We start from the raw sequence: 22238 nt of genomic DNA, 5'->3' as shown, positions 1-22238 counted from the left end.
CCTACAGGTTTATCTTGCAACTCTGTCCCACGTCGAGAACTCGCAACGCACGTCCGCTTCCCACCCAGAATGCGCAGGACAGCGCCAGGTCCGTCAAGAGCCCGTCATCGAGGTGCTCGTGGGCTCGCGCCCAGAACTCGTCGTCCTCCCGTAATCCGACATGATCGGTCGCGAAGCGATGCGCGAATTCGGCCGCGATCCGCTCGGCGTCGCTGTATCGCGGCGAAGTGCGCCACTGGTCGGCGTCCGCATAGAAGTCGGCGTCCAACTCTCCGCTCTGAACGAAACGGGTGTTCTGGCAGACGGAGCATTCGTTCGCAAAGGCCACAGCCATACGTGCGAGTTCTCGTACCCCGATCGGAAGCCGGCTGCGGTTGTAGACCGCATCCGAAAATCCGGCGAAGCCGGGCGCCATCTCGGGCGAACCCATCAACCAGCCGGCCACATCGTCGTCCGCGTAATTCCCAATTCGTGCCATGGCGTCACGATACTCCCGGACTAGAACGTGTTCTAGTGTTTTCGATGTTCCGTATGAGATAGACACGCGGCTAGACTTCGGCGCACCGCGGCCGATCAGATTGAGGTGAATTCGCATGGCCCAACGGGCAGGCGTAGTCCGAGCTGGATTCTGCGTTGCCCTGATGGCGCTGACGCTGGGCGGCTTCGTGGTCTGGCGTACCGCACCGTCAGAGCACACCACCAGCGCACCCTTCCAGCTGCGGTTCTCTACGGCACCGATGACCGGACCCGCGAGCACGGGGGCCGCTACCACCACGATCAAATGGCCGGTTGTCCCGGTCACCGATCCGCGCCCCTTTGATCCCTGTTACGAGATCCCCAGCTCGGTCATCGCTGCCGCGGGCCTTGACCAGACGCCACCCGCGCCCGAAGAGGGGCTGCGCTGCCGGTACGACTCGCGCAACAACTATCAATTGGCCGTCGAGGCGGTCGTGTGGCGCACGTATGAGGACTCACTGCCGGCCGACGGCGTGGAGACAACCATTCAGGGTCACCGCGCCGCCGAGTACAACATCATGAAACCCACAGACTGGAACAACCAGTGGTGGGTGTCCTGCATGATCACCTTCAAGACCAGCTATGGCGTGGTCCAGCAGTCGCTGTACTACGCATCGCAGAAGTACTCCCCCGACGGCCCCGGTTGCCTCGTGGAAAATCGCCGGGTCGCAAACATTCTCGCGCCCGCCTACAAGTTCTGAGATCAGATCGGTCAGCCGCGCGCCGCGATGCGTGCCTGTACCTCGGGTCGCCGCAACGGGGGCACCGTCTTGGGTGGCTGACGCCGCGCAGGCAGCACGGCGAGCAGCCGCATCGTCGTGGCCGTCACCTCCGCCACCGCATGCTCGAACGCTTCCCGGTTGGCATCGGAGGTCTTCTGAATCCCGCTGATCTTGCGGATGTACTGCCGCGCCGCCGCCTCGATCTCCTGGTCGGTCGCAGCAGGTTCCAACCCGCGTAGTTCGGTGATGTTCCTGCACATACCTACGACAGTAGAAAGACAATTCCGATGACGCCATGCCCCACCCACCGGTTAGTTCACATGCGCGTGTATACGTAAGTCATGCCAGTGACGTCATCGGAGCCGTCTAGCGCGCTACGCGAACGCATCGCGGCCGCCGCGCACGAGGTTCTCGCCAGCCATCCCCCCGCTTCCACCCCTGTTACCGAGCTGCTGGGCGCCGTCTATGACGCGGGCCTGGCCTGGGTTCAGTTCCCGGTCGGCCTCGGCGGCCTCGACGCGCCTCCTGCGCTCCAGTCCGTTTCCGACACCATCCTGCGCGCGGCGGGCATGCCAGACCCGTTGTTTATCAACGTGATCGGCTACGGCATGGCGGCACCCACGGTGCTCGCGCACGGGCAACCCGAGCTGACCCAGCGGATTCTGCGCCCGCTGTTCACCGGTGAGGAGCTCTGGTGTCAGCTGTTCAGTGAGCCCGGGGCCGGTTCCGACCTCGCGGGCCTGGCCACCCGCGCGATACGAGACGGCGACGAATGGGTCATCAACGGCCAGAAGGTGTGGACCTCTGGCGCCCATCAGGCACGCTGGGCACTGTTGGTGGCTCGCAGCAATCCCGACGTGCCCAAGCACCGCGGCCTGACTTATTTCGTAGTCGATATGACCGATCCGGGCGTCGAGGTCCGTCCGCTGCGCCAAATGACCGGAGATGCCGAGTTCAACGAGGTGTACCTCACCGATGTTCGCATCCCGGATGCACATCGGCTGGGCAACGAGGGCGACGGCTGGCGAGTCTCGATGACAACGCTGATGAACGAGCGCAGCGCGCTGGGCGGGGCGTTCGACCACGGTCGCGCCGGCGGATCCATCGGCAACGCACTGAATCTGTGGAAGCAACGCCCCGACCTACACACCCCCGAGCTGCGGGCCAAGCTGACCAACCTGTTCGTGCGCTCAGAGGGAAACCGCTATGGCACCCAGATGAGGATCGCCGCCCAGGGCGATGCGCCCATGGGTCCGGAGGGGTCGATCGGCAAGCTGATGGGCGCGGAGCTCAACCAGCAGATCTACGACTTCTGTGTCGAACTGCTAGGCATCGAGGCGACTCTGTACGCCTCTTACGACATGCGGCGCGTCGTCGAGGATGACCGCCGCGCCGACACCATGTGGGCCTTCCTGCGGTCCAAAGCCAACACCATCGAGGGCGGCACCTCCGACGTGATGCGCAACATCATCGGGGAGCGCGTTCTCGGGTTACCGGGCGATATCCGGGTCGACACCGACAAAGCATGGAAAGAGGTGCCCCGTGGCTGAATTCGAGTTCACCGAAGAGCACGGCGACCTGCGTTCGCTGGTGCGTAGTTGGTGCGAACGGGTCTGGACACCCGAGCATGTACGCCAGATCGCCGATGCCGGAACCACCGACCTGGAGGCCTGGCACGCCCTCGGGTCCGAGCTGGGTGTCGTGGGACTGAGCCTGCCCGAAGAATATGGCGGCGGAGGCCTGGGCGTAATCGAATTAGCCATCGTCGCAGAGGAATTGGGACGAGCGCTGGCGTGTCTACCGTGGATATCGAGCGCAGCACTCGGCGCCGCCGCGCTGGTGGCCAGCGGCGACGGCGACGCCCTTACCGAATGGGTACCCGCATTGGCCTCCGGCGCCAAGACGATCACGCTGGCCGGAGGGCGAACCCGGCTCGCCGACGCCATCACAGTGTCCGCTGAATCCGACGACGACGGATGGAAGCTCACCGGCGACGCCGAGCACGTTCCAGACGGCGCCACCGCGGACGTGATTCTGGTGCTGGCCGATACCGACTCGGGCCCAACACTTTTCGCGGTCGACGGGAACGCGCCGGGCGTTGATCGGCATGCCCTGGCCACCCTGGATCTGACCCGGCGCCAGGCCAACATCCACTTCGACTCGACTCCCGCACGGGTGATCGGCGAAGCCGGAAACGGCGCCTCGGCCGTATCGCATGCGCTGGACGTTGCCGCCACCGCGCTGGCGGCCGAACAGGCCGGTATCGCTGCCCACATGCTGGACGTGACAACCGAATACGCCAAGTCCCGAATTCAGTTCGGACGGATCATCGGGTCGTTCCAGGCCGTCAAGCACCGCCTTGCCGACATGGCCGCGGCCGCCGGGAATGTGCGTGGCGCCGCCTATCATGCGGCATGGTCACATGACGACCCAAGCCTTGACGACCCTGCGCTGGCCACGAGCATCGCCCAGCAGGTAGCGTCCGCGGGAGCGGTAGAGGTAACCGCCAAGGCCATTCAGAGCCATGGCGGCATCGGATTTACCTGGGAACACCCGGCCCACCTGTATTACAAACGGGCAGTCAGCAATTCGGCACTCTTCGGAGGCCGCGCCGTCCACGCCGAACGTATCGCCAAGGAGGTTATCGACGCATGACCGAACGAATTCTCTTGACGCAGACCGAAGACCGGATCTGCACCATCACGCTCAACCGTCCGCAGGCCCGCAATGCGCTGAGCAAGGCGCTCGGCGACGAGATCGTCAAGGCCGTCACCGCTGCCGACGCTGACGATAACGTCGACGTGATGATCCTGACCGCCGCCGACCCGGTGTTCTGTGCAGGCGTCGACCTCAAGGAGTTGGGCAGCGGCGATCGGGCCGACACCCTGGACCCGTGGTGGCCGGAGCTGTCCAAGCCGGTCATCGGTGCCATCAACGGCGCCGCCGTCACCGGCGGCCTGGAGCTGGCGTTGGCCTGCGACATCCTGATCGCCTCCGAAAAGGCTCGTTTCGCCGATACCCATGCGCGCGTTGGCATCCTGCCCACCTGGGGACTGACCACGCTGCTGCCGCTGTCGGTCGGACGTGGCCTGGCGCGGCGCATGAGCCTCACCGGCGACTACCTCTCGGCCGAGGACGCGTTACGAGCCGGCCTGGTCACCGAGGTGGTTGCCCACGAGGACCTGCTGCCGGCGGCCAAGCGGCTCGCCGCGACCATCGCCGGGAACAACCAGCCCGCGGTACGTGAGCTCCTGGCCTCCTACCGGCGCATCGAGTCCGAGCTTGTCGGCAACGGCCTGCAGGTGGCCCTGGACGACGCGCATCGGTGGATCGAGCAGAATTCCATCGCCGAGGGTGTCGAGGAACGCCGCGCCGCGATCATGGCGCGCGGGCGTAGCCAGAACTCCTAGCGGTCGAACCGGTACAGGGCAATCCGGCGGTCCGGCCGAACATCGAACTCACCCATCGCGGTCCAACCGAGGCGGGCGAGCACCTTCAGGATCGACGGATTGTCGACCGCTGGATCACCCATCATCCGGCGACATGCAGGGTCGGCCTCGAACACGGCGAACGGGAGTAACCGGATCCACTCGGAAATGACCCCCCGGCCCAGATGCTCGGTGGCAGCAGTCGCTATGTGAAACCCCGTGTCGTGCGGATGAACGTCGTAGATCCGGGCGATCTCATCCCGGGCAGATCGATACATCTCCACATAGCCTGCCTCGACGCCATCTACCGAGAGGATGCAAGGCAGCGAGTAATGCCCGGCCAGTCGATACGAGGAATCTTCGCGCCATCGCACGGCCGACCAGGGCTGCTCCCACGTCTCGAGCAGATGTGGACGAGCAAACCACTCACTGAGCATGTCCGGGTCCGCACTTTCCGGATCCACCGGCCGCAGTCCGTAGCGGGTGCCCTCAAATAAGGGCAATGGCGGAGGACCCGCATCGACGACCTCAGCAGCCACGTCGGTGATCTCTCGCCCGATTCGATAACCGGTGGAACTGTTCATCGGCGCGAGTGGCTCCGTTCGATCGATGGACCTAACTTAGGTAAGGCTACATTCTAGGAGCATCTATCGAGCCGATCTTTCAAACCCCTACATCAGGTGCGGCGTTTCCTTGTGGACTTTGTGGTCGTGGTGCACCGTGCCGCCGACTACCGCGAATCCGAGCCCTGCGGTGACCAGTAACGCAATGGCCGCGACCATTCCCCAGCCGTGATGCCCGGAGGCCAACGCCGCCAGCCCCAGCGCGGTGATCGTGACTGACACCAGCCCGAGGAAGTAGCCGGTCCACACGGCAAATCGATCAAGGTTCATTTCGAAACACCTCCTCATCCAGCGTTTCCCAGGATACTCCGCAAGTGACCTGGATCACATAGGTGCAGCCTGGCAAACCCCCGATATCATCAAGTGAGCTACACGATCAGGGGGAGAGTTCATGTCGTACCCGCAGCACTATCCGACAGCAGCACCCAGGTACTTCCAGGTGCGGCTCACCAAACACACCGGGATGCTGATCATGTTCAGCACCCGGTCCTACACGATCACCGGCACACTTGAGCAGTGCGAGGCCGCCTACCGCGACGCACAGACCCACAATCTGGCAGCCGGGTGGTGGAGCTTTCTGTCCATCCTGGTCATGAACTGGATCGCGATCTTCGGAAACATGGGGCAGATCAGGCAGATTCGGCATTTGGCCGCACAGCCACCGGTCTACCAGAGCTACCCGCCGTCGGGATACCCACCGCCACCGGCCGGATATCCGTATCCGCAGTACCCACCTGCGCAGTGATCACGAGCCGGACCCCGGCACCGCCCAGCGTCCGGACAACGCGCGCCAACCAACCAACATCAGCCGCAGCACCAGGAAAAGGGTAAGGCCGGACCAGATTCCGGCCAGTCCCCATCCGTACGCCAGCGATAACCACACCAGCGGCAGGAATCCACACAATGCGCTGATCATGGTGGCGTTGCGCATGAACCGGGCGTCGGCGGCACCCAGCAGCACTCCGTCCAGCGCGAACACCACACCCGAAATCGGCAACTGGCACACCAGGAACCACCACGGCACCCGCATCTGATGCAGCACCGCGACATCGGAGGTGAACAGCCCAGGCAACACCGGCGCACCGAGCGCCAGAAGCGCCGCCAACACCACCGCGAAGCCCAGTGAGAACACCGTCACCCTTCGCGCCACAGACTTGGCCTGCGGCACCCGGCCGGCTCCCAGCGCGGCGCCGACAAGGGTTTGCGCCGCGATGGCAAGCGAATCAAGAACCAGCGCAAGAAAACTCCACATCTGCAGGACCACCTGGTGCGCCGCCAGTGCTGCCGCCCCGAACCGCGCGGCCACCGCCGCGGCACTGATGAAGCAGGCCTGAAACGCCAGACTGCGCACCAGCAGATCACGCGCCAGCACCAGCTGCGCACGCAACACCGGCGGATCCATCCGAAGTCGAACCTGCTCGGCGTGCAGGGCCCGTAAGAAGAGGATCGCGGCCAGCCACTGCCCCACCAGATTGGCGATGGCGGACCCCGCCAAACCCATCCGGGGCGCACTCAGCAACCCGTAGATCAGTACCGGACACAGCACTGCCGAAACCGCAAAGCCGACAATCACATACCGCAACGGCCTGACTGTGTTCTGCACTCCCCGCATCCACCCATTGCCTGCGAGTGAGATCAGGATCGCGGGCGCCGCGAAGATCGCGATACGCACCCACGTGAGGCCTTGAGCGGCTACATCGGGCGATGCAGCGATAACCCGCACCACCGGCGAGGCCACCACATTAACCACGAGCACCACGGCGGCCCCGATGATGAGCGCCAGCCAGGTCGCCTGCACTCCCTCATGAACCGCCCCAGGACGATCACCGGAGCCGAAACGCCGTGCGGCACGGGCCGTGGTGCCGTACGACAGGAAAGTCAGTTGCGTCCCGACAAGCGAAAGCACCAGTCCCCCGACGGCCAAGCCCGCCAGCGGCACCGCGCCCAGCCGACCCACCATGGCGATATCGAACAGCAGATACAGCGGTTCGGCCGCCAGCACTCCCAGCGCGGGCACCGCCAAAGCGATGATCCGGCGGGCCAGCCCGGACAGGCCGGTGGCGTCAGTCAAGGGCGCGGACCAGCGCCGCCACCACCTCGTCGACCGGGCCGGTCGCCGAGAACCCGGCGGCCAGCCGATGTCCACCGCCGCCGAAGGTGCCCGCTACCGCGGAAAGGTCCACCGCAGAGCGGGCCCGCATCGATATCGACCAATGGTCGGGCTCGATCTCCTTGAACACCACCGCAACCTCGGCCTCGGTGGTGGTGCGGACGATATCGACGATCGACTCGACTTCCTCGGTGCGCGCGCAAGACCAGACATCGTGGGTGACAACGGCATACACCAATCCGGCACCCCCGACCGCATCGGGAATCAGCTCCGCGGTGCCCAGCACACGCGACAAGATCGGCAGCCACACAAACGGATGTGAATCCATGAACGTACGGGTGATGTTCACACCGTCGGCACCCAAGTCCAACAACCGCGCGGCCAACCGGTGCCCCTGCGCGGTGGCCCAACGGAACGATCCACTGTCGGTGACCAAACCGGCGTACAGACAATGGGCCATCTCGGGGGTGATGTCCACCCGCCACGCGTCGAGCAGCCGCGCCACCATCATCGTGGTCGAATCAGCTTCGATGTCAACGTAATTCGCCGTACCGAAGAGCTCATTGGACACGTGGTGATCGATCACCAACACCGGTGCGGAACCCTCGACCAGCTCGCCGAGTTGACCAAGCCGCCGCACGCTCGGGCTGTCGACCGTGACCACCAGATCGGGGTCGCGACGCAGCTCATGCGGTGGGACCAGTAGCTCCGCGCCCGGCAGCGTTCCCACCGACTCCGGAGGCGTTGCCGGTGCCCCAAAACTCACCTGAACATCGACGCCCTTGGCCACCAGCACCTGGCCAAGGGCCAACCCGCTGCCCACGGTGTCGGCGTCGGGATGCACATGGCAGATGATCACCACTCTCCTGGCCTTGGCCAGGAGCTCCACCGCACCCTCTACGTCTACGCGTGCCCCCACGGCACCCGTCTCAATCGGGACGGCGCTCATCGTCCTCGTCAGGTGCAGATTCCTCGTCGGGAGACGCCTTGTAGGGATCGGCGTCACCGGCATGGACGGCTCCCTGGCGGACCTCGGCGAGCGCGGCATCGGCCGCGCGCGTCCGGTCCAGCAGTTCCTCCATGTGCCGGGCGGAATCGGCCATCGTGTCGAGCACGAAGGTCAGGGTGGGCGTGAACCTCACTCCGGTCCCGGCACCCACCTTGGTTCGAAGCACACCCTTTGCCTTTTCTAGCGCAGCCGCCGCGCCGGCGAGATCCGGCTCGTCGGACAGAGTCTGCCCCATCACGGTGTAGTACACGGTCGCATCGTGAAGATCGTTGGTCACCCGGGTATCGGTGACCGTGACCATCGTCAGCCTCGGGTCCTTGATTTCGTACTCGATCGCCGAGGCGACGATGGCTCCGATCCTCTTGGCCAGTCGCCGCGCGCGAGCCGGATCGGCCACGTTAGACCCGTTCCTTCTCGCGGAGTTCGTACGCCTCGATGACGTCGCCTTCCTTGATGTCGTTATAGGTCAGCGTCAGACCGCACTCGTAACCGTCGCGGACCTCGACGACGTCATCCTTCTCGCGCCGCAGCGATGAGATGGTGACCGTCTCGGCGACCACGATGTTGTCGCGCAACAGTCGTGCCTTGGCGTTGCGGCGGATGATGCCCGAGGTGACCAGGCAACCGGCGATATTGCCGACCTTGGAAGACCGGAACATCGCACGAATCTCGGCGCGACCCAGCTCGACCTCTTCGTAGACCGGCTTGAGCATGCCCTTGAGCGCGCTCTCGATCTCGTCGATGGCCTGGTAGATCACCGAGTAGTACCGAATGTCGACACCCTCGCGGTTGGCCAGCTCTGTCGCCTTGCCCTCGGCCCGCACATTGAAGCCGATGATGATGGCATCCGAGGCCGACGCCAGGTTGACGTTGGTTTCGGTGACACCACCGACACCGCGGTCGATGACCCGCAGCTGCACCTCGTCGTCGATCGCGATACCGAGCAGCGCCTCTTCCAGGGCTTCGACCGTACCTGCGTTGTCGCCCTTCAGGATCAGGTTCAGCTGGCTGGTTTCCTTCAGCGCGGCATCCAGGTCGTCCAGGCTGATCCGCTTGCGGCTACGAGCAGCCAGCGCGTTGCGCTTGCGCGCACTGCGACGGTCGGCGATCTGCCGGGCGATGCGGTCTTCGTCGACGACAAGCAGGTTGTCGCCGGCCCCGGGCACCGAGGTGAAACCGATGACCTGAACCGGACGTGATGGCAGTGCCTCTTCGACGTCTTCGCCATGCTCGTCCACCATGCGGCGCACACGGCCGTATGCGTCTCCGGCGACGATCGAGTCGCCGACCCGCAGGGTGCCGCGCTGGATGAGCACCGTGGCCACCGGACCGCGACCGCGGTCCAGGTGCGCCTCGATAGCCACACCCTGGGCCTCCATATCGGGGTTGGCCCGCAGGTCCAGCGCTGCGTCGGCGGTCAGCAGGACCGCCTCCAGCAGCGCATCGATGTTGGTGCCCTGCTTGGCGGAGATGTCGACGAACATGGTGTCGCCACCGAAGTCCTCGGCCACCAGGTTGTACTCGGTGAGCTGCGCCCGGATCTTGGCCGGGTCGGCACCTTCCTTGTCGATCTTGTTGACCGCGACCACGATCGGCACGTCGGCTGCCTGGGCGTGGTTGATGGCTTCCACCGTCTGCGGCATGACGCCGTCATCGGCGGCGACCACCAGGATCGCGATATCGGTGGCCTTGGCACCACGCGCACGCATGGCGGTGAACGCCTCGTGACCCGGGGTGTCGATGAAGGTGACCAGTCGCTCGTTGCCGTCCAGCTGAGTGAGGACCTGGTAGGCACCGATGTGCTGGGTGATGCCACCGGCCTCGCCCTCACGGACGTTGGCCTGCCGGATGGTGTCGAGCAGGCGGGTCTTGCCGTGGTCGACGTGACCCATGACGGTGACGACCGGCGGGCGGACCTCCAGATCGTCTTCGCCGCCCTCGTCCTCGCCGTAGGTGAGGTCGAAGGACTGCAGCAGTTCGCGGTCTTCGTCCTCGGGGCTGACGACCTGAACGTTGTAGTTCATCTCGCTGCCCAGCAGCTCGAGGGTCTCGTCACCCACAGACTGGGTGGCGGTCACCATCTCGCCGAGGTTGAACAGCGCCTGCACCAGCGAGGCCGGGTTGGCATCGATCTTCTCCGCGAAGTCGCTCAGCGAAGCACCGCGAGCGAGCCGGATGACCTCACCATTGCCATGCGGCAACCGCACGCCACCGACGACCGGCGCCTGCATGTTCTCGTACTCGGCGCGTTTTGCCCGCTTCGACTTGCGACCGCGCTTCGGGGCACCGCCGGGACGGCCGAAGGCACCGGCCGCGCCACCGCGCTGACCGGGACGGCCACCTCCGCCGCCGCCACCGGGGCGACCGCGGAAACCGCCGGCACCAGCGCCGGGGGGACCACCAGCGGGAGCGCCGCCACCGGCACCGCCGCCGCGGTAGTTACCGCCGCCGCCACCACCGGGACCGCCCGGACGTCCGCCACCGGGACCACCGGGACGTCCGCCACCGGGACGCGGGCCACCGCCGGGACGCGGCGGACGCGGGCCCATGGATCCGGGCGACGGTCGCGGAGGCATATTGCTCGGGGAAGCTCCCCCGGGGCGAGGAGCTCCGGGACGCGGCGCTTGCGGCCGCGGGACAGCGGGACGTTCGACCGGCTGTGCCGACGAGAACGGGTTGTTACCCACGCGCGGTACTCGGGGAGCACCGGGCTTGGGGCCGGGCGTGGCGCCCGGACGGGGTGCCGGCGCGGCAGGCGCGGGTGCGGGTGCTTCCGCAGCGGGCGCCGGCGCAGCGTTCGGCTTGGGAGCCGCGGGCGCAGCGGGTGTGGGTGCGGGCACCGGTGCGGCCGCAGGCTGCGGCGCAGGGGGGGCCTCGACAACTGGCTCAGCAACCTTCTTCGGCGCCGGCTTGGGAGCTCCCGGCTTAGGACCGGCCTTCTTGGGTGGAGCCGCCGCCTCGGCGGGCGCGCCATTGGACGCGGCGGGCTTATCGCCACCGCCGAATGCCTCACGAAGACGCCGCGCGACGGGGGCCTCCACCGTCGAGGACGCGGACTTCACAAATTCGCCCTGATCACTCAGTCGGGCGAGAACTTCTTTACTGGTCACACCGAGCTCTTTAGCTAACTCGTGTACCCGGGCCTTGCCTGCCACTGCTCTCCTGTCTGCGAGGCAGCGGCTTCAGGCGCCGTGCCTCGTGTTAGCTGTGATGGACGATCATCATCGACGCTTCACGGTGTGCTCATTGTTTGTCGTTGCCAATCTCTTGGTATTGCTCAACATGTTCGAAGACCACGGAGGTATCCGGGGTTCCGCCGATCCGGAGCGCTCGAGCGAAAGCCCGCCGCTTCACCGCCAGGTGGTAACACTGCGCCGACCTGTGCAACCACGCACCTCGGCCGGGCAGTCTGCGGCGGGTATCGACAACAACATGCCGATCATCCGCAGCAACCACACGAAGCAGATCTGCAGCCAACTCTCGCCCCCGGCATCCGATGCATGTCCGTACCGGTTCACCGGTCGGGGCATGTGCGAACGCCGAAGTCTCGCGCTGGATCACGGCTTAGTCTACCGTCCGCGACACCTTATTTATGAATCGGGCTACAGCCTCGAATGACACGGGTGTATTCCGGTCACCGAACCCCTGCCACGATGAGCATCACGACACCGATTAACGCCACCGTCTTGATGCACTCGACCGCGACGTATGCCAGGTGCAGGCGACTGCGCCCGGCATATTCGCCCCCGTCGCGAATCGCATTGGTTCGCCTCATCATGGCTGGCCGCACAACCACCAGCTGAACCGCAAGGCAGCCGCATGTCGCAAGGACCGCGGCGACCGCGGCCGAGGAGAGGTCGCCCGCCACCATCAGTAACACCAGGGCCAAGGCCACCACACCCTCCACCGCGTTCAGCGCACCGAACACCAGGCGGCCTATCCCGAGCCCTATCTGAACGGTGACGCCTGGGGCCCGGAATTTCAGTGGCGCCTCGATGAACGAGATCGCCACCACCAAGCCCAACCAGAATGCGGCCAATGCGGCCACCGCGACGTCGATGCGTGTCATGCCATGGCCGACGCCAAGGGCCCAAACAATTCGTGGTTGATCTGCTCCTGCGGAATCCCCAAAGACACCAGGTCTTCGTTGATGGCCGACATGAACGGCCGCGGGCCGCAGACGAACACCGTGGACAGTCGATTGAGTGGCAGTCGGTGCAGGCTCATGCGGCCGACACCGTGCTCGGGGTGCTCCACATGTGCCCGTTCGTACCACGTGTGCAGCTGGCCGGCGGGCAGTCGGCCGACTAGATCCGCCAACTCGTGCCGGTAGGCGTGGGCGGCCGCCGACTGATCGGCGTGCAGGACCACAACCTCTCGCGGCGATTGCGTGGCCACGAGCTCCTGCAGCATCCCCATGATGGGCGTGCAGCCGATACCGGCGGATACCAGGACCAGCGGATCGGCCGAATCGTCCAGGGTGAATTCGCCCATGGGCACCGAGACCCGCAGCTGTTGCCCCTCGAAGATGTTGTCGTAGATGAAGTTCGACACCTCACCCGCAGGGGTGCCACCGGCGCTGATTCGCTTGACGGCAATACGCCAGCCACCCTCATGAGCGCCCCGGGACAAACTGTATTGACGAATCTGCCTGGCCCCGTCCGGCAAGGTAACTTGCACCGATATGTACTGCCCTGGCAGGAAGCTCGGCAGTTCGCCGAATACCGCGCGTAACTCGAATCCAGCCACATCCGCCGATTCCAGCTGGCGGCGTACCACCACAACCTGCCGCCACACATCGCCCGGCGCGACCCCGGCAGCGCCGTACAGGGCCTTCTCCCGCGCGATCAACTCATTGGCCATGAGCCAGTAGAACTCGCTCCAGGCCGCCGCGACCTCTGCGGTCACCGCGTCCCCCAACACTTCGGCTATCGCGGCGAACAGGTGCTCGTAGACGATCGGATACTGCTCGGCGACAATTCCCAGCGAGGCATGCTTGTGCGCGATCCTGTCTAGCACCGAATCATATTGGGCACCATTGCCTTCCAACACCATGCCGGCGAACGACGCGATCGACGCGGCCAGCGCCTTCGGCTGCTCCCCCGCCGCCTGGTTGCCGCGGTTGAACAGATCACGAAGCAGTTCGGGGTGCGCCGCGAACATCTTGGAGTAGAAAAACGGTGTGATCTCGTCAATGGCCCCGGCAACCGCGGGGAGAGTTTGACGGATGACTGCCAGCGACTCTGCTGATAGCACGTGACTACTTCCTTTCCATTGTTGGACGGGCGATTTCGGCCACAGTCCACTGATCGAGCTCGGCGAAGAATGCCTCTTGCGCCGAGCGAAGCGCGTCGCGCAGGCGACAGTTGTGCCGAAGGGGGCAGGGCACCCCTCCCTCGCAGTCGATGACCTCGCCCTCGCGCTCCAACTTCCGGGCCAATGATCCGACTCGACGGTCGAGCCCGCCCTGCGTGATGCAGACTCCCCCATGGCGGCCACGCGTGGACTCGATCGCGCCCATTTCCGAAAGTCGGGCAACAACTTTCGTGGCGTGCGTATAGGACACACAGAGTTGGGCGGCAAGATCATCGGTGCGCAATTGAACGCCCGGCCCTGCATTGGCCAGCCGCATCACGATGCGCAGACCCAGGTCGGTGAACCGCGTTAGTTGCACATAACTTGTATATGAGATGCAAGTTATGTGCCGATAGGGACTTTGGTCAGTACCTACGGGCTACTGAGTACTACTGGCGCTAGTTTTCGGCGTCTGCGTCGCTTCTGATGTCGATACGCCACCCGGTCAGACGCGCAGCGAGCCTTGCGTTCTGCCCTTCTTTACCGATGGCCAGAGAAAGCTGGAAGTCGGGGACGATGACGCGCGCAGCCTTACCCGCCTCATCGATGACCGAGACCGACACCACCTTGGCGGGCGAGAGCGCATTCGCGACGAACCGCGCGGGATCCGGGTCGTAATCGATGATGTCGATCTTCTCGCCGGCAAGCTCGCTCATCACATTGCGCACGCGCTGGCCCATGGGGCCGATGCAGGCCCCCTTAGCGTTGAGCCCGGATACCTTCGAAGCCACCGCGATCTTGGACCGGTGCCCCGCCTCGCGGGCCACCGCGACGATCTCCACGGAACCGTCGCTGATCTCCGGGACCTCGAGCGAGAACAGCTTACGCACCAGATTCGGGTGGGTCCTGGACAAGGTGATCAACGGCTCACGCGCACCGCGAGACACCCCGACGACGTAGCAGCGCAACCGATCTCCGTGGCGGTACTCCTCGCCCGGCACTTGTTCGGCCGCCGGGATCACACCTTCGGAGCCCTTCGTCTCACTGCCCATGCGAACCACGACAAGACCACGCGCGTTGGCCCGGGCGTCGCGCTGGATCACACCGCCGACAATCTCGCCCTCACGCGTGGAGAACTCGCCGAACTTGTGCTCGTTCTCCGCATCGCGCACACCCTGCTGGAACACCTGCCGGGCGGTGGTGGCCGCGATGCGGCCGAATCCTTCTGGCGTGGCATCCCATTCGGTGATGAGATTGCCGTCCTCGTCGGTCTCGCGAGCCAGCACGCGGACCACACCCGTCTTGCGATCGAGTTCGATACGCGCATTGGGTTCGTGGCCGTCGGTATGCCGGTAGGCCGTCAGGAGCGCCGACTTGATGATGTCAATCGCCTCGTCAACCGTGATGCCCTTATCGGCAGCCATCAGGTTTACCGCCGCGGGATCGATATTCATGCGCCACCTCCAGTTTCGGCTGCCCCAGCCAGATTGAGTTCCTGCGGGTTGGGTGTTGTGAACTCCACCTGCACAACCGCGCTCTCGATGTCGGAGAACGCAAGATCACGCACGGTCCAGCCGGTGCCCTTGACGGGCTTACGCAGCACCACCTGTATCCCGTCATCGTTCGCGATGCCGATGCGGCCGAGTAAGTCTTCGCCATCGGTGAGGCGAATCTGCGCCAGCCGACCATGTGCACGCCGAAAATGCGTGGGAGTGGTCAGCGGCCGGTCGACGCCGGGCGTAGTGATCTCCAGGTCGTACGCCTCCCAGCCGGTGTCCGCCTCGTCCAACAATCCCGATGCGGTCCGGCTCAGTGCGGCGACCGCGTCCAAGTCCACGGGAGAATCCGAGTCGACCACCACAGTTATGCGGGCGGGAACCGTGGCTTCGTTGACGACAACGCTCTCGATCTCGACCCCTGACCGGGAGAACTCGGGACCCAGCAGCTCGATCACCTGGTCATCGGATGGCAGCCCCATGGCGATTGTGGCTCCTCATCTTGAGTTGTCGGGCGGTTCAGCTTGCACACACTAGTCGGACTCTCGTCCTGACCAGCACTCCACCTTACGCCCGGCGAGGGCTGTCATGCGCCAACCGCGCGCACTGGCAGGATGGGCGAATGCCCAGAAGCCTGTCGCGCCGCGACCTGTTGATCGGCGGGGCCGCACTCGGCGTCGCCGTCGTGGCCGCCGCGTGCCAGCAGGCACCCGACACCAAACCCGAGGTGGACGACCTGCTCACCCAGATCGACCTTGCGCAGCGTGATGCGGCATCGGCGTCTGCGGCGGCCACCGCCAATCCAGATGCGGCAGCCGCATTGATGGCTGTGGCGACAATCCGCCGCGCGCACGGCGTCGCGCTGACCAAGGAGCTCGCGCGCGTCCCAGGGGCGACCACGAACGCACCGACTTCCAGCACCACCACCGCACCGGTATCACCTCCGCAGGTCGATCAGGTCAAGACCCAACTCAAGGACTCATCGCGATCGGCGATGGACCTGGCCACCAAACACAGCGGATACCGCGCCGGCCTGCTGGCCTCGATCAGCGCGGCATGCGCCTCGGCAGCCGAGGTCGATCTGCCATGACCACGACCGAGCCCACCCCGCAGCCGGCCTCCTCCTCCGACGACACTGCGCTGGCCGACGCCCTGGCCAATGAGCACGCGGCCATCTACGCGTACGGACTGGTGTCCGCGCACTCGGTGCCCGACAACAATTGGCTGGTCACCGAGTGCCTGATCGAGCATCGACAGTGCCGTGAGGAGTGCATCGCCAAATTGCGCGCCCGTTCGGTGGCCGCACCGGTAGCTGCCGCCGGTTACAAGGTGCCGTTCCCGGTGACAAACCCCGCCGATGCCACGAAGCTGGCGCTGCAGCTCGAGGCGGACACCGCGGCGCGCTGGCGGGCCGTCGCCGAGCAGGCCGACAACAGTGACGATCGTGGATTCGCGGTGCGAATGCTCACCGAGAGCGCGATTCGCGCGGCGCGGTGGCGAGTGGCTTCCGACATCACGCCTGCCAGTGTGGCGTTCCCGGGAGGGAACGAAAACTAAGCGAAGTGCTTCTGGGTGTCGCTGATCAGTCCGGACAACCCACGACGGATCACCGGCTTGAGGTAGCGGGTGAACCCGAGCGAGGGCTCGATGAAGAAGCTCCAGGTAAACAACGATCCCGTCGCGGTGCCCACCACCTCATAAAGCTCGCCGAAACGCTTGGTGCCCGGAAAGGTCGCCGTCTCGACCGTGAACGCGTTGCGATATCGCTCGGGGCTCTCCTCCCACACAATGAACCGCTCGTGCACTGCCGCACCGGGAAGCGCGAGCTTGGCGGTGCGGGTGGAACCCACGCCACGCGGCTCCGGTGAAGTCCAGCTGATCTTGTTGATCGCCTTGCACCAATGCAGCGGGCTTTCGCCATTGAGTTCGGCCCACACCGTTGCCGCATCCTTGGGCAGGGGCGTGGAGAACGTGTACACGAAATCGCTTGTGTCGAAATCACTTTCAACCAGCGGGGCGAGCTTGAAGGACGGCATGACTATTACAATATCGCCTACTGAATCGCCGCCGTGACGGACGTCACTGCATCGGCCACCGCAATGGACTGCGCCTCTCCCGTGAATCGGTTGCGCAGCTCGATGGTGCCGTCGGCCCAGCCACGGCCGATCACCACAATCCAGGGCACACCGAGCAGCTCGGCGTCCTTGAATTTCACGCCCGGCGAGGCCGTCCGATCGTCGAGCAGCACCTCGTGACCCAGCCGGTCCAGATCGGCGGCCAGCGCTTCGGCACCGGCTCGCGCGGCCTCGTCCTTGTTCGCGATAACCACGTGCACGTCGAATGGCGATACCGCGGCCGGCCACCGCAGTCCAAGCTCGTCGTGCTGCTGCTCGGCGACGACGGCCACCAGCCGCGAGACACCGATGCCGTAGGAACCCTGGGTGAGCCGCACGGGCTTGCCGTTCTCCCCGAGCACATCCACGGTGAACGCGTCGGTGTACTTGCGGCCCAACTGGAAGATGTGGCCGATTTCGATTCCGCGTGCCGACACCAGCTGACCTGCGCCATCGGGTGACGGATCGCCATCGCGAACCTCGGCGGCCTCGATGGTGCCGTCGGGGGTGAAGTCACGCCCCGCGACGAGGTTGACCACATGTTTTCCGGGTTCGTCGGCGCCGGTGATCCAGCTGGTGCCCTCCACGACCCGTGGATCGACGAGGTAGCGAACACCGTTGGCGATCAACCCCTTCGGCCCGATGTAGCCGCGCACCAGGAACGGGTGTTTGGCGAAGTCCGCATCACCGAGCAGCTCGTATTCGGCAGGCTCCAGCGCGGCACCGAGTCGCTTGTCGTCGACCTCGCGGTCCCCGGGCACTCCGACAGCCAGCAGCTCCCACTCGCCGCCGGGCTGGCGCACCTTCAGCAGAATGTTCTTGAGGGTGTCGGCCGCCGTGACGGTCGCGCCGAGATCAGCCGAATTCGCCCAGTCCACCAGCGTCGCGATGGTCGGGGTATCGCCCGTCTCGTGCACGACGGCCGCAGGGAGTCCGTCCACAGACCGCGCAGGCGGTGCCGGAGTGATGACGGCCTCTACGTTGGCGGCATAACCGGATTCCACGCACCGCACGAAAGTGTCTTCCCCGGTGGGGCTTTCAGCCAGGAACTCCTCGGACGCGCTACCACCCATCGCTCCCGAGGTGGCCGCGACAATCACGTAGTCCAGGCCCAGCCTGCCGAAGATCCGTTGGTAGGCCTCGCGGTGTGCGTGATAGGCCGTCTTGAGGCCGTCGTCGGAGGTATCAAAGGAGTACGAGTCCTTCATGACGAATTCGCGACCGCGCAGAATGCCCGCGCGGGGACGCGCCTCGTCGCGATACTTGGTCTGAACCTGGTAGAGGATGACCGGAAAATCCTTGTAGGAGCTGTACTCCCCCTTCACGGTGAGCGCGAACAACTCCTCGTGGGTAGGGCCGAGCATCATGTCGTTATCGCGGCGGTCCTTGAGCCGGAACAGCGAGTCGCCGTACTCGGTCCACCGGTTGGTGGTCTCGTACGGTGCGCGCGGAAGCAAAGCGGGCAGCAGGATCTCCTGACCACCAATGGCATTCATCTCTTCACGGACGATGTTCTCGATCTTGCGAAGGACCCGAAGACCGAGCGGCAGCCAGCTATAGACACCCGGGGCAATAGGGCGCACATAGCCCGCGCGGATGAGCAGCTTGTGGCTGGGAACCTCGGCGTCCGCCGGGTCGTCGCGCAGGGTGCGTACGAATAGCTCGGAGAGCCGGGTGATCATTGATGAGCCTCTCGGGCGAAGACCATGTTTTTCGTTGAGCCTCTCGGGCGAAGACCGTCAGTTACGGTTGCACAGCATATCGGCGCGCCGTTGCGGCCTCCGGCTAGCATCGAGCGCATGCGTGCGTGGGCGATCATTCCGGCGGTGGCGGTGTTCGGTTTGGGAGTCGCGGCACCGGCCGATGCCGCCCCGGCCACGGTCAAGTACTCGTTGTCGGCGATCGGAATCGGCAATGCCGATTTCACCGTCTCCTATCAAGACGGCAATCAGCTCCGGGAAGAGTCGGGGCACACGTTCGCCGGGTACTACTGGGAACGCACAGTCCAGCTCAACGGGGCACCCCCGGTTCTTCGGGTGACCGCGGCCGGACCTCCGAGCGTCTTCCGCATGTCGTGTCACATCACCGTCAATGACGGCATCCCCATCACCAACGGACTGCTGTTCCGCGCCGGGGACTACACCCCGCAAGACTGCTAAGCCAGCTCTTCTTCGTCCAGACCCTGGTCGTGCGCGGTCTGCGCCTTCTGTGCGTGCGCGACGTCGGCGGCGGTGTAGCTGATGAACAGCGCCGCCACCCCGACCAGCACAGCGGTTCCGGCGATCCACAGCAGCCCGTAAGTGTAACCGTGATCGAGGGCGTGCAGCTGCGCCTGGTTCATGTTCTGCACCGGCCCCTTGGCGCCGCCCAGGTACAGCGTGCGCGAGGTGATGATGGCCTGAATGATCACCAGAACGATTGGGCCGCCGAGGTTTTGCAGCATGAGGGAGATCGCCGATAGCGGCCCGATGCGGTCGGCATCCACCCCGGTGATGGCCGAAAGGATCACCGGCACCACGATGGTGCCGATGCCGAGTCCGCCAACGAAGATGGCCATGGAGAAGTTCGGGAAGTAGGCGATGGTCCGGTCGATCGTTGAGCCGTAGAGCATCGCGGCGAACACCACGACTCCACCGCACAGGATCAGCACCCGGGGCGCCATTCGCGTGACAAGTTGGGACGACAGAGCCAAGCCGATTCCCATGCCGACAACGAATGGAATGGCAGAGATTCCGGTTCGCAGCGGGCTGTATTTCATCAGATCCTGCATGTACAGGCCGATGGTGATGGTCAGCGTGAACAGCACGCCGCCGGCCAGGAAGATCGCCGCGAAGGTGGCGACCCTGTTGCGATCCTTGAACAGGCTGAGCGGCAGCACCGGGTTTTCCGCGGTGCGTTCCACGAGCAGGAAGGCGATCAGGAGCACGGCGGCGACGACCAGCGACACGATCGTGTAGGGCGAGTCCCATCCGCGGTCGGGCCCCTGGGTGAAGCCGAACACCGCAGCGGTACAGCCGACGGTCGCCAACACCGATCCCGTGACGTCCAGCTTCATCGGTTCGCGTTCGGTCTCGGTCAATGACCGCACGGCCAGGTAGATCATCAGCGCACCGGCGGGCACATTGATAAGGAAGGCCAGACGCCAGGACACCTCGGCCAGGGCACCGCCGACAATCAGTCCGGCGATGGAGCCCACCCCGGTCATGGCACCGAATACCGCGACGGCTGCGGTACGCAGCGGCCCCTTGGGGAAGGTGGTGGCCACCAACGCCAGCGCTGTCGGCGAGGCGACAGCCGCGCCGACTCCCTGGATGAGACGGAAAACAGCCAGACCGATGTCCTCTTGCGCAAGGCCCACCCCGATGGAGGCAAGGGTGAACAACGCGATGCCGCCGATGAAGACGCGCTTACGGCCGAAGGTGTCACCGAGGCGTCCACCGAGCAACATCAGTCCACCGAAGGACAGCATGTACGCGGTGATGACCCAGCTGCGGGTGGCATCGTTGAGGTGCAGCTCGGCCTGGATCTTGGGCAGCGTGACCACCGCTATGGTGCCGTCCATGGTGGCCAGAAACTGCATACCGGCGATCGCGATGACGGCATATAGATAGTGCCGGGACGGCAGGAGTTCTCGCGCCTTTTGAGTGAGCTGCTCGACGCTGAGGGCAGGCATGCAGGACACCTTACCGTCCTCTTAACGTGCCCTTAGGTCACGAAGAGGCGCCATAAGCAGCAACGGGGCCGATCACGATGATCGCGGGCGGCCTGATGCCCTGCGAGCGAATGCGCTCGGGCGCAGTAGCAAGGTCGGCGCGCAGCACGCGTTGCTCGTCGGTGGTGCCGTGTTGCACCACCAGCACTGGAGTATCCGCAGGTCGGCCACCCTCGATGAGGACCTTCGCAAACTGCTCGATGCGCTCGACGGCCATCAGCAAGACGATGGTCCCCTTCAAGGCGGCAAGCGCGTCCCAATTCACTAACGATTCCGGATGCCCGGGTGCGACGTGTCCGCTGACGACCACGAACTCATGGTTGACCGCACGATGCGTGACCGGCACCCCGGCCGCCGCAGGAACGGAGATCGCGCTGGTCACACCTGGTACGACGGTCACCTGCACACCTGCTTCGGCGCAGGCCAGGACTTCCTCGTAGCCACGGGCGAAGACGAAGGGGTCACCGCCCTTGAGACGGACGACGAACTTGCCTTCCTGCGCCCGTTCGATGAGCACCCGGTTGATCTCCTGCTGGGCCATCGCGCGGCCATACGGGATCTTGGCGGCATCGATGACCTCGACATGTGGGCCCAGATCGGCCAGAAGCTCGGCGGGCGCGAGCCGGTCGGCGACGACCACATCGGCCTGCGCGAGGAGCCTGCGTCCGCGAACGGTAATGAGATCAGGATCACCCGGTCCCCCGCCGACAAGCGCGACGCCTTCGGGCTTCACCTCCGCGGTCTCGGTGATGAGTCCACGCTGCAGCGCCTCGTGGATGGCCGATCGCAGCGCCGCCGAGCGCTTGTGCTGTCCACCGGTCAGGACACCGACGGCGATGCCGTCGTGATTGAAGGACGCGGGGGTGACCGCGGTGCCCTCCCGGGCGGAATCGGCCCGGACGCAGAAGATGTGACGTCGCTCGGCTTCCGACACCACCGCGGCGTTGACGGCTGGGTCATCGGTGCAGGCGATGGCGTACCAAGCATCTTCGAGGTCGCCGTCCTGGTACGGCCGCAGACTGAGGGTGATCGAGGCCATGCCTTCAACGGCCGGTGTCGCGCTGGGCGCGATCACGTGGACATCGGCACCGCTGGCGATCAGCAGCCCGAGACGCCGCTGCGCGACGGATCCGGCGCCGACGACCACGACCTTGCGTCCGGTGAGGCGGAGGCCGACGAGGTAGGCGTCATGAGTCACCGCGCGAGTTTACGT

At 65.2% G+C, this 22238-nt stretch carries 26 protein-coding genes; 8 read left to right on the top strand and 18 right to left on the bottom strand.

All coding sequences use genetic code 11. The features are described from left to right. Position 1: 1 nt before the first annotated feature. Positions 2–478 (bottom strand): hypothetical protein, encoded by a 477-nt coding sequence (locus AOT87_RS13200; RefSeq protein WP_057966146.1) that lies wholly within the window; start codon positions 476–478, stop codon positions 2–4. A 115-nt stretch (positions 479–593) separates the two neighbouring features. Between AOT87_RS13200 and AOT87_RS13195 the strand changes: the two genes are divergently transcribed. Beyond that, positions 594–1217 (top strand): DUF3558 family protein, encoded by a 624-nt coding sequence (locus AOT87_RS13195; RefSeq protein WP_057966147.1) that lies wholly within the window; start codon positions 594–596, stop codon positions 1215–1217. 11 nt (positions 1218–1228) lie between these two features. Here AOT87_RS13195 and AOT87_RS13190 read toward each other — a convergent pair whose 3' ends face one another. Continuing rightward, complete coding sequence (locus AOT87_RS13190; RefSeq protein ID WP_057966148.1) at positions 1229–1498, bottom strand: DUF2277 domain-containing protein; 270 nt, start codon at positions 1496–1498, stop codon at positions 1229–1231. 81 nt (positions 1499–1579) lie between these two features. On the opposite strand from AOT87_RS13190, the gene AOT87_RS13185 reads away from it, so the two are divergent. Genes AOT87_RS13185 through AOT87_RS13175 form a run of 3 tightly spaced genes read left to right on the top strand, consistent with a single transcriptional unit; the run spans position 1580 to position 4648 of the window. Continuing rightward, positions 1580–2788 carry an acyl-CoA dehydrogenase family protein gene (locus AOT87_RS13185; RefSeq protein ID WP_044103981.1) on the top strand — a complete coding sequence of 403 codons (1209 nt, stop codon included), beginning with the start codon at positions 1580–1582 and terminating at the stop codon, positions 2786–2788. Beyond that, positions 2781–3893 (top strand): acyl-CoA dehydrogenase family protein, encoded by a 1113-nt coding sequence (locus AOT87_RS13180; protein WP_109398763.1) that lies wholly within the window; start codon positions 2781–2783, stop codon positions 3891–3893. Before AOT87_RS13185 ends, AOT87_RS13180 begins: the two co-directional genes overlap by 8 nt. After that, positions 3890–4648, top strand: a complete 759-nt coding sequence (locus AOT87_RS13175; RefSeq protein WP_057968894.1) for an enoyl-CoA hydratase — start codon at positions 3890–3892, stop codon at positions 4646–4648. Before AOT87_RS13180 ends, AOT87_RS13175 begins: the two co-directional genes overlap by 4 nt. On the opposite strand, the gene AOT87_RS13170 is transcribed toward AOT87_RS13175, so the two are convergent. Both AOT87_RS13170 and AOT87_RS13165 read right to left on the bottom strand, forming a co-directional pair. Then, positions 4645–5250, bottom strand: coding sequence for a GNAT family N-acetyltransferase (locus AOT87_RS13170; protein ID WP_057968895.1), 606 nt, complete (start codon positions 5248–5250; stop codon positions 4645–4647). The genes AOT87_RS13175 and AOT87_RS13170 overlap by 4 nt on opposite strands. Positions 5251–5337: 87 nt before the next feature. Continuing rightward, positions 5338–5559 carry a membrane protein gene (locus AOT87_RS13165; RefSeq protein ID WP_030093939.1) on the bottom strand — a complete coding sequence of 74 codons (222 nt, stop codon included), beginning with the start codon at positions 5557–5559 and terminating at the stop codon, positions 5338–5340. A gap of 121 nt (positions 5560–5680) precedes the next feature. Between AOT87_RS13165 and AOT87_RS13160 the strand changes: the two genes are divergently transcribed. After that, entirely contained in the window at positions 5681–6034 is a 354-nt protein-coding gene (locus AOT87_RS13160) for a hypothetical protein (RefSeq protein ID WP_057966153.1), read from the top strand. Here AOT87_RS13160 and AOT87_RS13155 read toward each other — a convergent pair whose 3' ends face one another. The 10 genes from AOT87_RS13155 to rimP all read right to left on the bottom strand — a co-directional run bounded on the left by AOT87_RS13155 (position 6035) and on the right by rimP (position 15681). Further along, positions 6035–7360 (bottom strand): MATE family efflux transporter, encoded by a 1326-nt coding sequence (locus tag AOT87_RS13155; RefSeq protein WP_057968896.1) that lies wholly within the window; start codon positions 7358–7360, stop codon positions 6035–6037. It lies immediately after the preceding gene. Then, positions 7353–8348: a bifunctional oligoribonuclease/PAP phosphatase NrnA gene (locus tag AOT87_RS13150; protein WP_030093942.1), complete on the bottom strand. Its 996-nt coding sequence runs from the start codon at positions 8346–8348 to the stop codon at positions 7353–7355. Before AOT87_RS13150 ends, AOT87_RS13155 begins: the two co-directional genes overlap by 8 nt. Then, entirely contained in the window at positions 8329–8805 is a 477-nt protein-coding gene (gene rbfA / locus AOT87_RS13145; RefSeq protein ID WP_030093943.1) for a 30S ribosome-binding factor RbfA, read from the bottom strand. Before rbfA ends, AOT87_RS13150 begins: the two co-directional genes overlap by 20 nt. A 1-nt stretch (position 8806) precedes the next feature. Continuing rightward, complete coding sequence (infB, locus tag AOT87_RS13140) at positions 8807–11563, bottom strand: translation initiation factor IF-2 (RefSeq protein ID WP_057968897.1); 2757 nt, start codon at positions 11561–11563, stop codon at positions 8807–8809. An 88-nt stretch (positions 11564–11651) separates the two neighbouring features. Beyond that, on the bottom strand, positions 11652–11969 hold the full coding sequence (locus AOT87_RS27860; protein ID WP_075908667.1) for a YlxR family protein: 318 nt from the start codon (positions 11967–11969) through the stop codon (positions 11652–11654). A 73-nt stretch (positions 11970–12042) separates the two neighbouring features. Beyond that, positions 12043–12477 carry a hypothetical protein gene (locus AOT87_RS13130; RefSeq protein WP_030093945.1) on the bottom strand — a complete coding sequence of 145 codons (435 nt, stop codon included), beginning with the start codon at positions 12475–12477 and terminating at the stop codon, positions 12043–12045. Further along, a complete protein-coding gene (locus AOT87_RS13125) occupies positions 12474–13664 on the bottom strand; it encodes a globin domain-containing protein (protein WP_057968898.1) in 1191 nt (396 codons plus the stop codon). The genes AOT87_RS13130 and AOT87_RS13125 overlap by 4 nt, the downstream gene beginning before the upstream one ends. 4 nt (positions 13665–13668) lie before the next feature. Continuing rightward, complete coding sequence (locus AOT87_RS13120; protein WP_030093947.1) at positions 13669–14082, bottom strand: Rrf2 family transcriptional regulator; 414 nt, start codon at positions 14080–14082, stop codon at positions 13669–13671. 79 nt (positions 14083–14161) lie between these two features. After that, positions 14162–15157 carry a transcription termination factor NusA gene (gene nusA, locus AOT87_RS13115; RefSeq protein ID WP_030093948.1) on the bottom strand — a complete coding sequence of 332 codons (996 nt, stop codon included), beginning with the start codon at positions 15155–15157 and terminating at the stop codon, positions 14162–14164. Next, entirely contained in the window at positions 15154–15681 is a 528-nt protein-coding gene (gene rimP, locus AOT87_RS13110) for a ribosome maturation factor RimP (RefSeq protein ID WP_030093949.1), read from the bottom strand. The genes nusA and rimP overlap by 4 nt, the downstream gene beginning before the upstream one ends. A 140-nt stretch (positions 15682–15821) precedes the next feature. Here rimP and AOT87_RS13105 point away from each other — a divergent pair, with 140 nt between their 5' ends. Then, positions 15822–16289 carry a hypothetical protein gene (locus tag AOT87_RS13105; protein ID WP_057968899.1) on the top strand — a complete coding sequence of 156 codons (468 nt, stop codon included), beginning with the start codon at positions 15822–15824 and terminating at the stop codon, positions 16287–16289. Next, complete coding sequence (locus AOT87_RS13100; RefSeq protein ID WP_030093951.1) at positions 16286–16756, top strand: ferritin-like domain-containing protein; 471 nt, start codon at positions 16286–16288, stop codon at positions 16754–16756. Before AOT87_RS13105 ends, AOT87_RS13100 begins: the two co-directional genes overlap by 4 nt. Here the strand turns inward: AOT87_RS13100 and AOT87_RS13095 are convergent. Together AOT87_RS13095 and AOT87_RS13090 are read right to left on the bottom strand one after the other, a co-directional pair. Further along, positions 16753–17241, bottom strand: coding sequence for an SRPBCC family protein (locus tag AOT87_RS13095; protein WP_057968905.1), 489 nt, complete (start codon positions 17239–17241; stop codon positions 16753–16755). The genes AOT87_RS13100 and AOT87_RS13095 overlap by 4 nt on opposite strands. Before the next feature lie 11 nt (positions 17242–17252). Next, positions 17253–18995, bottom strand: coding sequence for a proline--tRNA ligase (locus tag AOT87_RS13090; RefSeq protein WP_057968900.1), 1743 nt, complete (start codon positions 18993–18995; stop codon positions 17253–17255). Positions 18996–19112: 117 nt separating this feature from the next. Here AOT87_RS13090 and AOT87_RS13085 point away from each other — a divergent pair, with 117 nt between their 5' ends. After that, positions 19113–19472 carry a hypothetical protein gene (locus AOT87_RS13085; RefSeq protein WP_057968901.1) on the top strand — a complete coding sequence of 120 codons (360 nt, stop codon included), beginning with the start codon at positions 19113–19115 and terminating at the stop codon, positions 19470–19472. Here the strand turns inward: AOT87_RS13085 and AOT87_RS13080 are convergent. Beyond that, positions 19469–20986 carry an MFS transporter gene (locus AOT87_RS13080; protein WP_030093955.1) on the bottom strand — a complete coding sequence of 506 codons (1518 nt, stop codon included), beginning with the start codon at positions 20984–20986 and terminating at the stop codon, positions 19469–19471. The genes AOT87_RS13085 and AOT87_RS13080 overlap by 4 nt on opposite strands. 37 nt (positions 20987–21023) lie before the next feature. Continuing rightward, the gene (gene cobA, locus AOT87_RS13075) at positions 21024–22223 is read right to left on the bottom strand and encodes a uroporphyrinogen-III C-methyltransferase (protein ID WP_030093956.1); all 1200 of its coding nucleotides are present in this window, start codon (positions 22221–22223) and stop codon (positions 21024–21026) included. Positions 22224–22238: the final 15 nt, after the last annotated feature.

Origin of the sequence: Mycobacteroides sp. H003 (genome assembly GCF_001440135.1) — a bacterium.
Lineage (GTDB): Bacteria > Actinomycetota > Actinomycetes > Mycobacteriales > Mycobacteriaceae > Mycobacterium > Mycobacterium gwanakae.
This window is presented reverse-complemented; position numbering and strand designations above follow the sequence as displayed.